The sequence below is a fragment of the Rhodococcus sp. NPDC057135 genome (assembly GCF_042670865.1).
Taxonomy (GTDB): Bacteria; Actinomycetota; Actinomycetes; order Mycobacteriales; family Mycobacteriaceae; genus Rhodococcus_F.
Map to the genome: position 1 here is coordinate 290,648 of NZ_JBHUUU010000001.1, position 13,273 is coordinate 303,920.

General features: G+C 62.9%; 9 protein-coding genes. 6 read left to right on the plus strand and 3 right to left on the minus strand.

The window, feature by feature from the left end:
- Together ACFT1A_RS01350 and ACFT1A_RS01355 are read left to right on the plus strand one after the other, a co-directional pair.
- On the plus strand, positions 1-1,578 hold a 1,578-nt coding region (locus tag ACFT1A_RS01350; RefSeq protein WP_378445533.1), incomplete at its 5' end, for an Ig-like domain repeat protein.
- A 252-nt stretch (positions 1,579-1,830) separates the two neighbouring features.
- Positions 1,831-5,022, plus strand: a complete 3,192-nt coding sequence (locus ACFT1A_RS01355) for a beta strand repeat-containing protein (RefSeq protein ID WP_378445534.1) — start codon at positions 1,831-1,833, stop codon at positions 5,020-5,022.
- 10 nt (positions 5,023-5,032) lie between these two features.
- On the opposite strand, the gene ACFT1A_RS01360 is transcribed toward ACFT1A_RS01355, so the two are convergent.
- Positions 5,033-5,872 carry a hypothetical protein gene (locus ACFT1A_RS01360; RefSeq protein ID WP_378445535.1) on the minus strand — a complete coding sequence of 280 codons (840 nt, stop codon included), beginning with the start codon at positions 5,870-5,872 and terminating at the stop codon, positions 5,033-5,035.
- Positions 5,873-5,965: 93 nt separating this feature from the next.
- Here ACFT1A_RS01360 and ACFT1A_RS01365 point away from each other — a divergent pair, with 93 nt between their 5' ends.
- The gene (locus tag ACFT1A_RS01365) at positions 5,966-6,721 is read left to right on the plus strand and encodes a 1-acyl-sn-glycerol-3-phosphate acyltransferase (RefSeq protein ID WP_230817678.1); all 756 of its coding nucleotides are present in this window, start codon (positions 5,966-5,968) and stop codon (positions 6,719-6,721) included.
- 3 nt (positions 6,722-6,724) lie between these two features.
- Positions 6,725-7,459 (plus strand): lysophospholipid acyltransferase family protein, encoded by a 735-nt coding sequence (locus ACFT1A_RS01370; protein WP_378445536.1) that lies wholly within the window; start codon positions 6,725-6,727, stop codon positions 7,457-7,459.
- A 25-nt stretch (positions 7,460-7,484) separates the two neighbouring features.
- Here the strand turns inward: ACFT1A_RS01370 and ACFT1A_RS01375 are convergent, their stop codons facing one another.
- Positions 7,485-8,213: an Ltp family lipoprotein gene (locus ACFT1A_RS01375; protein WP_378445537.1), complete on the minus strand. Its 729-nt coding sequence runs from the start codon at positions 8,211-8,213 to the stop codon at positions 7,485-7,487.
- A gap of 190 nt (positions 8,214-8,403) precedes the next feature.
- Between ACFT1A_RS01375 and ACFT1A_RS01380 the strand changes: the two genes are divergently transcribed.
- On the plus strand, positions 8,404-9,225 hold the full coding sequence (locus ACFT1A_RS01380) for an HAD family hydrolase (RefSeq protein ID WP_378445767.1): 822 nt from the start codon (positions 8,404-8,406) through the stop codon (positions 9,223-9,225).
- A gap of 37 nt (positions 9,226-9,262) precedes the next feature.
- On the opposite strand, the gene ACFT1A_RS01385 is transcribed toward ACFT1A_RS01380, so the two are convergent.
- Positions 9,263-11,290 carry an N-acetylmuramoyl-L-alanine amidase gene (locus ACFT1A_RS01385; RefSeq protein WP_378445538.1) on the minus strand — a complete coding sequence of 676 codons (2,028 nt, stop codon included), beginning with the start codon at positions 11,288-11,290 and terminating at the stop codon, positions 9,263-9,265.
- A 331-nt stretch (positions 11,291-11,621) separates the two neighbouring features.
- On the opposite strand from ACFT1A_RS01385, the gene ACFT1A_RS01390 reads away from it, so the two are divergent.
- On the plus strand, positions 11,622-13,184 hold the full coding sequence (locus ACFT1A_RS01390) for a SpoIID/LytB domain-containing protein (protein WP_378445539.1): 1,563 nt from the start codon (positions 11,622-11,624) through the stop codon (positions 13,182-13,184).
- The last annotated feature ends 89 nt before the right edge of the window (positions 13,185-13,273 follow it).

Here is a 13,273-nt window from a genome sequence, read left to right on the forward strand (position 1 = left end):
GGGTTTGTGAGTTCGTCGGCGTCGGCTCAGACGGTGACGGTCTCTGATCCGGCTCCGGTCGATGTGGAGACCACGACGTCGTTGTCGGTTCCGGCTTCGGCAATTACGGGTGCGGCGGTTGATCTGACTGCGACGGTTGCTCCGAACAATGCTGTGGGCACGGTGCAGTTCAAGTCGAACGGCACGGCGATCGGTTCCCCGGTGACGGTTGCTTCGGGTGTTGCGACGTTGAGCCATTCGTTTGATGTTGCTGGTGCTCAGAGTGTTACGGCTGATTTCACCGCCGGTGCTGGGTTTGTGAGTTCGTCGGCGTCCGCTCAGACGGTGACCGTGTCGGATCCGGCTCCGGTAGATGTCGAGACCACGACGTCGTTGTCGGTTCCGGCTTCGGCAATTACGGGTGCGGCGGTTGATCTGACTGCGACTGTTGCTCCGAACACTGCTGTCGGTTCCGTGCAGTTCAAGTCGAACGGCACGGCGATCGGTTCCCCGGTGACAGTCTCCTCGGGTGTTGCGACGCTGTCGCATGCATTCGATGTTGCTGGCGCTCAGAGTGTTACCGCTGACTTCACTGCAGGTGCTGGCTTCGTCAGTTCCTCGGCGTCGGCTCAGACGGTGACGGTCTCTGATCCGGCTCCGGTCGATGTGGAGACCACGACGTCGTTGTCGGTTCCGGCTACGGCAATTACGGGCACTGCGGTTGATCTGACTGCGACGGTTGCTCCCTCGAACGCTGTGGGTACGGTGCAGTTCAAGTCGAACGGTGTTGCGATCGGTTCTCCGGTGACAGTCACGTCCGGTGTTGCGACTCTGTCGCACGCGTTCGATGCTGCTGGTGCACAAAGTGTTACCGCTGACTTCACCGCAGGTGCTGGCTTTGTCAGCTCGTCGGGGTCGGCTCAGACGGTGACTGTGTCCGATCCGGCTCCGGTCGACAAGGCGACAAAGACGGTGCTGAGTGTTCAGGGTGAAGCCAAGGTCGGACTGCCTGTTGATCTCTTCGCGACAGTGTCCGAAGATCCCTCGGACGCCCTGGTGCCGTCCGGCGGAACTGTCCAGTTCAAGATCGGTGGAGTCGATCAGGGCGCCCCGGTCGCGGTTGTGGACGGAGTTGCCAAGCTGCCGCACGTATTCGGAGCAGAAGGCACCTTTGCAGTCTCGGCCACATTCAGTGGATCCGGTGTGTTCACTGCCTCCACAGCGGAATCCGTCGACGTCAATGTCACCGTTCCGACCCCGTCGGATGTCGAAAGCTCTACGTCGTTGACGGCTCCGTCCTCGGCAAAGGTCGGCACGGCGGTGCAACTGAAGGCTGTGGTCAGTTCTTCCGGCGCGACGTCGGGAACAGTTCAGTTCTTCGACGGAACGACTCCGATCGGGACGGCTGTTGATGTTGTAGGTGGGCAGGCTGTGTTGAGCCACACCTTCACCACGACCGGCAATCATTCGATCACCGCGGTTTACAGCGGAGCCCAGGGAGTTACGGGTTCCACGTCGACTGCATCGGTTGTGAACGTCGGTAACGGGGGTGGTGGCTCCGGTTCGCTCGGTTCGCTGTCGCTGCCGTTCGGTTCATGATTCTCCGATGATGTGATGCCCCCTTGCGCCCATAGGTGCAAGGGGGCATTGCTCTTCGGGAATCGCCGATTGGTCGTTAGCTGAACTATCGGCAATTCGTGAATATTTGTCTGAAATAACTGATACAAGTACTACTTTTGACGGGTACTGTACGAGCGTCCAGCTCCATTCCGATTTCCGCTCTGTTCGAGTGACCTCCTTCCGTGCGGTTCCCGATCCACGTCTGTTGCTAGCTGAGGAGAGTTCGTGTTGGTGAGAAGAAGTTCCGCGGTTGTGGTGGCGGCGTTGGTCGGTGGCGTGCTGGTGGCCGGCGGTGTTGCTTCGGCTGCTCCGACGTCGTCTCCTGCAGTGGAGAACTCGATCGGGTTCAAGCTGGGTTGTGACGGTTACGAGCATCCTGGCTTGGGCAGCATCTCCGACGAATTCCACTCCACGGGCGTGACGATCTCGGCTCCGGAGAAGGTCGCGGCGGGGTCGACGTTCACCTACCGAGTCCAGCCAGGTGCCATGACTGTTCCTACGAGTGGTCATGCGGGGCGTTCGGCGATCAGGTGGACACGGATGAAGTACGACTTCGACATTCCTGCGGGGGTCTCTTTGGTCGATGCTCAGGTAGTGGCGGGTACGTCGTCGAATTTGTCAGGTGCGGCGCCCTCAGTGATTCGTATCAACGACGGCGGTTCGCCGGATGCTGCGGGCACACACTTGCGTATTGCTGGGAACAACCAGACCGCTGATTCCAACGGCGGTGGTGGAAACGGTCCGAGTACAAGTAAGAATGATGATGGTGGCATCGGCGCGGAGGCCGGAAAGACTTTCCGGTTGCCGGCGATCGATGTGACGGTGGTTGCGGGTGGTGCGGGTAGCACGGTGCAGCCGAAGTTGCGGGTTACGGATGGCAATTCGGGCTCCTTTGATTCTCCGAAAAATGCCTTCACCTTCTTGCAGCGCGAGAAGGACGTCTTCACCGTCGCATACTGGGAGAGGTACAACTGCTCTCCGCATGACTCACGCAGCGCGGGATTGAATGCGGGCGGTCAGGCGTTGGCCACCGTCAACGTCGTCTCGCAGGCGGGGACCACGACCGCAGTGACGTCCGGCGCGTCGGCAACGATCGGTCAATCGGCCGATCTGGTTGCGCAGGTCTCCCCGGCACCGACAGGCGGCACCGTTCAGTTCAAGGATGGCGGAGCTGACATCGGCGCCCCGGTGGCCGTCGTCAATGGCGTTGCCACACTGCCACATACATTCACCGCAGCGGGAGATCACTCCATCACCGCTGTATACGACGGTGTTCTCGAGTTTCTGACATCCACGTCACCGGCACGCACAGTGAGCGTGGCCGCTGCCGATGTACAGACGACTGCGTCGTTGACAGTCCCGAGTAGTGCCGTCGAGCAGACCTCGGTCGCGCTGACCGCAAACATCTCACCGGCAGCTAACGGTGGAACGGTTCAGTTCAAGGACGGTGGCATCGACATCGGCGGACCCATCGCGGTGACTGCCGGAGCGGCGACCCTGGATCACACGTTCACCACGACGGGATCACACTCGATCACTGCGGTCTATTCAGGCACTGCAGGTTTCGGTGGTTCGACCGCTCAAGCTCAGGCCATCGAGATCTCGAGCTCAGCGCAGAGCACGACGACGTCGTTGTCGGTTCCGGCTACGGCAATTACGGGCACTGCGGTTGATCTGACGGCGACGGTTGCTCCGAACAACGCTGTGGGTTCGGTGCAGTTCAAGTCGAATGGCACTGCGATCGGTTCCCCGGTGACAGTGACTGGCGGTGTTGCGACGCTGTCGCATGCGTTTGATGTTGCTGGCGCGCAGAGTGTTACGGCTGATTTCACTGCTGGTGCTGGGTTTGTGAGTTCTTCGGCGTCGGCTCAGACGGTGGCGGTCTCGGATCCGGCTCCGGTCGATGTGGAGACCACGACGTCACTGTCGGTTCCGGCTACGGCAATCACGGGTACGGCTGTTGATCTGACCGCGACGGTTGCTCCGAACACTGCTGTGGGTTCGGTGCAGTTCAAGTCCAACGGCACGGCGATCGGTTCTCCGGTTGCAGTTGCTTCGGGTATTGCGACATTGAGCCATTCGTTCGATGCTGCTGGCGCTCAGAGTGTTACGGCTGATTTCGCTGCTGGCGCTGGGTTTGTGAGTTCGTCGGCGTCGGCTCAGACGGTGACGGTGTCGGATCCGGCTCCGGTTGATGTGGAGACGACGACTTCGTTGTCGGTTCCGGCTACTGCGGTTACGGGTGCGGCGGTTGATCTGACTGCGACGGTTGCTCCCTCGAATGCTGTGGGTTCGGTGCAGTTCAAGTCCAACGGTGTTGCGATCGGTTCCCCGGTTGCAGTCTCCTCGGGTGTTGCGACATTGAGCCATTCGTTCGATGTTGCTGGTGCGCAGAGCGTTACCGCTGACTTCACCGCCGGTGCAGGGTTTGTCAGTTCGTCGGCGTCGGCTCAGACGGTGACGGTCTCGGATCCGGCTCCGGTGGATGTCGAGACCACGACGTCACTGTCGGTTCCGGCTACGGCGATCACGGGTACGGCGGTTGATCTGACGGCGACGGTTGCTCCGAACAATGCTGTCGGTTCCGTGCAGTTCAAGTCGAACGGTGCGGCGATCGGTTCACCGGTGACAGTGACTGGCGGTGTTGCGACTCTGAATCATTCGTTCGATGCTGCTGGCGCTCAGAGTGTTACCGCTGACTTCACCGCCGGCGCCGGATTCAAGAACTCGGTTGCGATTGCGAAGTCTGTTCAGGTCAGCGTTGCCGACCAGGAATCCGTAGTTGAACTGAATGTCCCCACCGACGCCAAAACTGGTGTGGCGAACGACTTGTGGGCAACCGTCCGGACGTCGTCGGATGACGCTGTCGGTGTCGGTACCGTGCAGTTCTACGACGGCGGCGTTGCAATCGGCGGCCCTTCAGCGGTGACGGCCGGAGTTGCTGGTCTGTCGCATACGTTTGATTCTGCGGGTGCACACAGCATCACGGCGGTGTACTCGGGCGGAGCCGGTGTAGTCGGGTCTTCGGCGCAGGCTCGAACGGTGAATGTGACGGATCCTGCACCTTCGGATGTCACCACGGAGACTGCGGTGACGGTGCCTGCCGATGCCGTCGTGAACAAGTCGGTGACGCTGTCGGCGACTGTCAGTTCGGTGCAGAACGGTGGAACCGTGCAGTTCATGGATGGGGACACCCCGATCGGTGACGCTGTTGCGGTGGTCAACGGGATCGCGGCGCTCAACTACACCTTCACGACAACTGGCACGCACTCGATCACGGCAATTTACAGCGGCGCAGCCGGATTCACGGGCTCGACCTCGACGGCCCACGCAATTCAGATCAAGGCTGCAACCGGCGGTGGCTCAGGCAGTCTCGGTTCAGGCAGTGCTGGTTCGAGCGATTTCCTTCCCTTCGGTTCCTGACCGAAGCAGCTCAGGTCGCGGCCCCGAGGCAATATCCCTCGGGGCCGATCGACAGGGTGAACTGCATCGAGCGTGAGTTACCGGTTCCGTCGCTGACGGGCAGGGTGACACGGACGTAGTCGCCGCGAACCGGAGTGACTGTTGCAGCTTCGGCATCAAACGACTTGATGCCGGCCAGCTGATTCGGGTCGAGCTTGAGAGGCGGCTGGCCGGTGGCTCCGGTGCCGTCCGGATCCCACGGGCTGTTGCCGGGGCAGATCAGCGGATAGAACGTCTCGACGTCGCGGGTGTTGACCGGCCGTCCCGTTGCGCGCGAGAGAAATCTGACGACGGCATGGGATGCGTCGGCCGGGGTGTAGAAGTTTGATTGCCCCGCAGGGAAGACGAACGGGCACGCATATCCGGAGGCGATCTCCGAGCGCTTGGCGGCGACGGACAGTCCGCCGCCACTCCACGTGACCGCGTACTGGCCGTCGATACCTGGTTCTGAGATGGCCGTCAGGATGGCGGGCACATCCGAATATCGGTCGGCGACCGTGGTGGGCGGCATCGTCCAGCACGCGTTCGTGAGCGCGTCCACGTCCAGGGACACCAGGTCCGTCGCCCAGGCCGCCAAGGCCGGCGCAGCGGCCGGATTGCCGGGCACGTCGCCAACCGGAGGTGGCGCGACCGGCGCGGCGGGCGCGATAGTCGTCGTGGGTGCGAGAGTGGTTGTCGTCGTGGTTTCAGTCGTGGGCGGAGACGGTTCGTCCGTCAGGATTCCCGTCCGTCCGTCGTCCTCACATGCGGTTATCGCCAACGTCATGGCGAGTGCGACTGCCCCCACTGCCGCTCGTCCTGCCGACTTCATTCGTTCGTACGCCCCTTTTGCGACATTCTGACCAACATCCACCCCAGAACTGCTGCGGGTCAGATCACGGATTCCCGTCTACGCTAGCGAACTGTGGATCCCGTTTACAGAACAGTCATCGGCATCGCCCGTACCGTCTTCGCTTTCGAGGGCCTGAAGTTCTCCGTCAAGGGAGAGCAGAACATCCCGGCGTCCGGTGGCGCCGTGATCGCGATCAACCACACCGGGTACATGGACTTCACGTATGCGGGACTGCCGGCGCGGACCCCGAAGCGCTACATCCGGTTCATGGCCAAGAAGGAAGTCTTCGACAACAAGATCTCCGGACCGATCATGCGGGCCCTCAAGCACATCCCGGTCGATCGCGGGGCCGGCGCAGACTCCTACAAGGCAGCCGTCGATTTCCTCAAGCGTGGCGAATTGGTGGGCGTTTACCCCGAAGCCACGATCAGTCGGAGCTTCGAGATCAAGGAATTCAAGTCCGGCGCCGCCCGGATGGCGATCGAGGCCGGCGTCCCGATCGTTCCCGTCGTCATCTGGGGCGCTCAGCGCGTCTGGACGAAGGGTTATCCGAAGCGTTTGGGCCGCACCAACACTCCGATCTCGATCGCCGTCGGCGAGCCGATCGCGCCCTTCGAGCCGGCGAGTGAGCTGACGGCGAAGCTGCACTCGACAATGCAGGAGTTGCTGCTCGATCTGCAGAAGAACTACGACCATCCGGCAGGCGAGTACTGGGTGCCAGCCCGCCTCGGTGGCAGCGCGCCGACGCTCGAGCAGGCGGACAAGATGGACGCCGACGAAGCCGCGGCGAAAGCCAAAGCACGCGAGGCGCGGAAGTCCGAAGGCTGAGCGATGTCCTTCGAACCCGTTTACACCGCCGTCGAGGTAGTCGCGCGTGGTCTGAGCGGTTTCCAGGGTGTGAAGGTCACCCGCACCGGGACTGAGAACGTCCCGGTGTCCGGTGGCGCCGTCATCGCGATCAACCACACGAGTTACCTCGATTTCATCCCGGCCGCTCTGGCGGTCGGCACCGCACAACGCAAGCTCAGGGTGATGGCAAAGGCCGAGTTGGCGGACAACAAGGTACTCGGCTTCCTCATGCGTGGATGCGGCGTCATCGAAGTCGATCGCTCTGCCGGAGCGCAGGCGTATCGAGCCGGAGTCGACGCCCTGAAGCGGGGCGAGTTGGTGGGCGTCTACCCGGAGGCGACGATCAGCCGGAGCTTCGAGATCAAGGAAATGAAATCCGGAGCAGCTCGGATGGCCATCGACGCCGGTGTTCCGATCATTCCGCTGATCGTCTGGGGCGCCCAGCGGATCGTCACCAAGGGCGGACCGAAGAATCTGGGCCGCAATCGCTTCCCGATCTCGGTGGAAGTGGGCGCACCGATCGATCCGGTCGAGCCCGCCGAAGCATTGAGCGAGATCCTGCGCATCGAGATGGATGCAATCCTGCGCCACGTGCAGGACGGGTTCGTGCACGAGCCCGGGGCGTACTGGGTGCCGCGGCGACTCGGCGGTGGCGCACCCACACCGGAGGAAGCCGCCGCAATGGACGCACAGGAACGAGCGAAGCGGGCGCGCTGAGAGAAGGGCGCGGTGCGCTGATGCGTCAGTACACGGCGTCAGCTCCGTACTCGGCCTGCGCACTCGTGAAGCCTTCGTATTCGAGCTGCTCGATCAGTCCGGACCTGGAGAACGACGTCATCTCGAGGTACTGCTCGGCGCTCAGTGCAGCCTGCTTGTTCCAGTCCGCGTTCAAATTGTCCACCGCGTACGTTGCATCTTCGGTGGAGAACCCTTCGTACTCGAGCTGTTCGATCAGTCCGCTGCGGGAGAAGGCAGTCATGTCTATGTACTGCTGGGCAGATCGGACGGCGTTCCGCTGACCGGAACTGACCTGCGGCCTGGCCGGGGCAGGCGCAACTGTCGGAGTGACCACAGGTGCAGGCGCCTGATAGGTGGTCGTCGTGGGCGCCGCCACCTTGCTGGACGACGGGGCGGAAGCAGCGGGCGGCGCACTGACGATCGGTGCGACAGCTGCAGGCGTCGTAGAAGCAGTGGTAGTCGGTGCAGCGGTGGTGGTCGGTGCAGCGGCGGACTTCGAGTCGTCCTTGTCCCGTCCACCGAGGAGGCCTGCGACGACAAGCAACACGACGACTCCACCGGCAATCCACGGCCACTTCTTCGACTTCTTCTCAGGTTGCGGTTGCGGCGGAGGCACCTGGAATTGAGGCTGCGAGTTTCCGTAAGGCTGCGAGTTCCCATACGGAGGCTGGGAGTTCCCGTAAGGCTGGGAGTTCCCATACGGCGGCGGGGGCAGATCGGGCGGCACGGACATGGGTGTTTCTCCCTTTGTGAAAGTCGTGTTCTCCCGCAATAGATACCAGACCGGTCGGACTGAAATGCGATTTGTGCGAATCTCGCGAAGTTTCGGGATGTCCGGTGTGGTGCGGACGCGCGAAGCGGGCGCGCTGAGCGAGACCGTCGTACCGGACGGGCACAATGGCGGTGTGAGCCCAGACCGTCGTATCAGCCCTGACCGCCCGACCTTGGTCGCCTCCGATGTCGACGGCACCCTCATCGATCACGACGAGTTGGTCAGCGCCCGCACCCGCGCCGCCGTGCATGCCGTCGTCGAATCCGGCACGCCGTTCCTACTGGCAACCGGGCGTCCTCCGCGTTGGATTTCGCCGGTCGTCGAAGGCTTGGGATACGCGCCACTCGCGGTCTGCGCCAACGGAGCCGTTGTCTACGACAGCTACGCCGACCGCGTCCTCAGTGCCGCGACCTTGTCGGTGGACGCACTCACCGAACTCTCCGAACTGGCTCTGGTTGCACTCCCCGGGTCGGGTTTGGCCGCGGAACGGGTGGGGGAGAGCGCCCATGACGCCGCCACCCCGCAGTTCGTCAGCTCACCGGATTACGAACACGCCTGGCTCAATCCGGACAACACCGAGATGTCCGAGGACGAAGTGCTCGCGGCGCCTGCCGTCAAACTCCTGATTCGTCGTCCGGGCATGACCAGCACGGCGATGTACGACACGCTCGCCCCACACGTCGGTGCGCTCGCCGACATGACGTACTCCACCGAGAACGGACTGATCGAACTTTCGGCGCCGGGCATCACGAAGGCATCGGGACTGGTTGCCGCCGCGGAGCGGTTCGGTTTCGACCTGTCGGGTCTGGTTGCCTTCGGGGACATGCCCAACGACATCCCGATGCTGGGGATGGCACGCCTCGGCGTGGCCATGGGGAACGCTCACCCCGAAGCCAAAGCCGCAGCTGACGAGGTCACGGACACCAATTCGGAGAACGGGGTCGCAAAAGTCCTCGAGCGCTGGTGGTCGTAGAACCCACCAGCGCCCGAGGGCGTGTACTGCTCGACTGTCAGCCGACAGGCGCGCTGTTGGCCATTTCCTGGGCAAAGGTTTCGTTGTAGGTCTTGAGGACCTTGGTGACCATGCCGGTGATCTGGTTGAAGATCAGCGAACCGTTCTCGAAGTCGCTGCGCAGGCCGTCCGGGATCGAGTACTCGTCCGAGATCGGCAATCCGAGTTCACCCGCGTCGGAACCGAAGCTCTGCCACGACTTGAAGATCTCGCCGAGCACGGTGAACACTCCGCCGTTGGGTGAGGTGTAGACAGCGCCGTTCTGGAACAACGCACCCTGGTTGCCGAGTTTCGCCTGCAGGATTCCGGACAGCGCCTGGCCGAGGCGTCCGAGGTCACCACCCTCGGCGATCCACTTCTGTGCGAGCGGTGAATTGTCGGTGATCTTCAGAATCTGGGTGACCAGATCCGGGATCGACGATCCGGTGCCACCGGTGACCGTGTCGACCGGAGTGGTCGGCTTGGGCGCAGGCGTCGACGGATTGGAGGGGTTCGACGGGTTCAACGATCCCCCGATGTTCGCGGCCGCGATGTTCCGGATGTCGTTCATGTGTGCGTACGCGGCATCACCAGGGCAAGCCGTGTTTCCGACGTCGCGGTGGGCGAAGATGATCGGCAGATCCACTGCTGCGCCCTGCGGGTACGGAGTGAACTCAGTGCCCTCGGAGTACATAGTCGTTCGGCCCTTCGGGTCGAGGCCGGCCAGGCCGAGCTTCCAACCGAGGAACTTGCCGACGGCGTTGAGCGTCGCCTGCGAAGGCTCGACGGTGGAGTAGTCACCCATCATCGCGATACCGGTGGTGTTCTCGTTGAATCCGCCGGCGTGCGCGCCCTGCACTGCCTTGTCGAGTCCGCCTGCGCGGCCTTCGAAGGTCTGACCGTATTTGTCGACGAGGACGTTGTATCCGACGTCGCACCAGCCGAGAGTCCGTGCGTGGTAGGCGTAGATCGAGCGGACGATGCCGGCCGATTCTTCCTTGGTGTAGTTGTTGCTGCCCGCGGTGTGGTGGACAGTTGCTCCACCGGTGAAGTCGTCGTACGTGGGGGAGTCGCATCGAAGTGACTCGTCTGCTCCCCACTGTGCGCGGGTGATGACGGACGGTCCGCTGCCGCCGAGCGGCGCTGCGACTGCCTGCAGATTGCTGTCTGCCTCGCTGGCACCCGGGTCGATCAACACGGCGGTGACGGCATCTGCTGCCGTCGTCACCTGGCGAAGCGGCTTGGACACCGAAGCTGGGGTGTACCCGAGTTCGCCGGTGGCTGCGGGTGCTTCAGCAGGCGCAGGCGCCTCAGCGGGTGCGGCTTCCGGAGCCGGTGCGGCTTCCGGCACGGGTGCGGCTTCCGGCACGGGTGCTGCTTCCGGAGCCGGAGCCGGAGCCGGCACAGCCTCGGCTGCGGGGGCAGCGGCACCCTGCGGGGTGAGGATCTGGATGGACTTGGTGGCGCCGACGAAGACCGGTTCGGTGGCGGTACCGGAGTTGGTGGCCTGATCCGAGCTGGCGGAGTCGATGGCGTCAGGGGTGAACCACGGGCCCCAGGTGCCGTCTTCGGCGAGGGCGCGGACCTTGGACTGCGCCGAGGCGATCGTGTCCGAGGTCAACGCGACCATGCTGAACGGAGTGTCGCGGGTGACTTCCTTGACCACTGCGCCTGGCTCTTCCAGGGAAGGAACCGGAGCGGTCTCGGTCGGGCCGCCGGGAGCAGCGGGTGCCGGGAACAGCTCGGTCGGCAGCGTGATCCCGGGAGGTAGCGGGATTTCGGTGGGGAGCTTGAGGTTTCTCAGATCACCGAGGTTGATGTCCGGGAGATCGAGACCGGTCAGCTCCTTGACCGGAATGATGATGTCGGGCACCGACGCGAGGAGCACCTCTGCGATCTGGGTCGGCACTGCTACTGACGTCGTTTCGTTCGCGGAACGTACATCGGACGTAGTGCTCGTGAAGCCGTAGACCGCAAAAGGACTTGCGACAGCCACTGCGGCTACAGCCCCGAGTACGAGCGAGGGCTTCGGTCGACGGTGTGGCAAGGGATTACTCCTCGGTTGTAGTTACTTGCGAGCGAACTTCAAGGCCGATGACGGCCGTGAACGGAATCCTTCAAAACCGGATCCGAGCAGGTCGGATGCCATGTTCTGGGGTTGAACTCCAGTTTTCGGACGCGTACGTCTGCAACTCGTGATGCTGGTGTGACTCGTGTGACTGGTGTTGCTAACTCCAAACACTCTTGCCACACTAGTCACAAAAGTCCATAACGCTCAACCTTAGGGTGAGACTTTAGTTAAATCGTTGTGGACTGGCCTGCGCGCGGAGTACCGACTTCGCGGACTCGTGAGGCCGGTAGCGATGAGGAGAGCATTGATGGCGAGAAGCGGAAGAAGCGGAACTGCAGGTAAGAAGCCTGTGTCCGGTCGCGCAGGTCGCTTTCTGGTGGGCGGACCCGGGAGGCGAACCTCACTGATGCGGGTCTCGGTCCTCGGACTCGTTCCAGCTCTCGCACTCGGCGTCGCGATCGGAGGTTTCACGCAAATCCGCGCTGACGAGCCGTCGATTTTGCACGCCGTCGCCGCCGATACACAATTCACGCTCTCCGGTCACGGCAACGGACATGGCCGCGGAATGGGCCAGTGGGGCGCTTACGGCTACGCCAAGAATGACGGGTGGTCCGGCGAGCGAATCCTCAGTCACTACTACGGCGGAACTGTCCTGGACTCCATTCCGCCCGCGCAGATGAGTGTGCGGCTCACGGCCCAGGACAACTCGACGCTCGACGTCTACTCCGACGCCGGGCTGGTGGTCAACGGCCAGCGCACCGCGCCCGGCGAGGCCGCCCACCTCACTGCACTGCCCGGTGGCGGTGCGCAGGTGGTCGTCACCAGTGGATGTGGTGGCGGGGTCGTCTGGGAAGCGGTCACCGATCATCCGTGGGTGGATCCGGTGGATCTCGGTCCTGATCGACCCGCCGACCAGTTCCTGAAGCTGTGCGACAACGACGCGCCCTATCGTGGTGCCCTCGGCGTAGTGCTCGACAACGGCTCGGCGCGGACGGTGAATCTTCTCGACATGGAGGATTACCTGCTCGGCGTAGTGCCGGTGGAGGCAAAGGCGGAATGGGCCGATTCCGGTGGGGCCGAAGCACTCCGGGCTCAAGCCGTGGCAGCGCGCTCGTATGCTGCAACCGAACATCGGTCCTCGTACGCCGACACCTGCGACACGCAGGACTGCCAGGTGTACGGCGGGGCGGGCAAGGAAGATCCCCGCACCACCGAAGCGGTTCGCTCCACCGCCGGCGCCGTTCTGTCACGTGACGGCAAGATCGTGGCCACTGAATTCTCCTCGTCCACAGGAGGTTACAGCTCCGGCGGTGAGTTCCCGGCCGTCGAAGATCTTGGCGACGCCCTTTCTCCCAATCACGATTGGACCGTGAATCTGACCGCAGGGCAGATTGCGGACGCCTTCGGTGTCGGCGAGCTGCAATCACTCAAGATTCTTTCGCGCAACGGATTCGGCACCGACGGTGGACGAGTGACGGCAGTCGAGGTGGTCGGCACAAGCGGAACGGTCGGTGCGACCGGAATGCAGTTCCGTCAGAAACTCGGCCTGAAATCGGACTGGTTCACCATCGGTGACGGTGCCGGTGTGGTAGTGGCACCTGATTCGGAATCGACAGTGCCGGAATCCAATTCGCCATCCGAGGATCCATCGGGTACGGTTACGGAGACGCAGATCGAGAAGAAGTATCGGGAGCTCGGTGGTGAAACCGGCTCTCTCGGTGCTCCTGTCGGCCCGGAGATGCAGTTGCCCTCCGAAGCAGGCACTTTCCGCGTCTACGAAAACGGAACCATCATCTGGACAAAGGTTTTGGGTGCGCAGGTAGTTGATGCCAACGTGCTCCGCGAGTGGATACCGACGGGCGGAAGCTAGGGGAAGGTCGGTCGGTAGCGACTCGCACGTATCGACTCTGAAGGGTCTCCGCCGCAATCCGGTGGGGGCCCTTCAGGTCGCTTCAGGGG

Coding starts and splice junctions, on each gene's coding strand:
- ACFT1A_RS01360 (WP_378445535.1), bottom strand. CDS start 5,872: ATGAAGTCGGCAGGACGAGCGGCAGTGGGGGCAGTCGCACTCGCCATG.
- ACFT1A_RS01390 (WP_378445539.1), top strand. CDS start 11,622: ATGGCGAGAAGCGGAAGAAGCGGAACTGCAGGTAAGAAGCCTGTGTCC.
- ACFT1A_RS01370 (WP_378445536.1), top strand. CDS start 6,725: ATGTCCTTCGAACCCGTTTACACCGCCGTCGAGGTAGTCGCGCGTGGT.
- ACFT1A_RS01375 (WP_378445537.1), bottom strand. CDS start 8,213: ATGTCCGTGCCGCCCGATCTGCCCCCGCCGCCGTATGGGAACTCCCAG.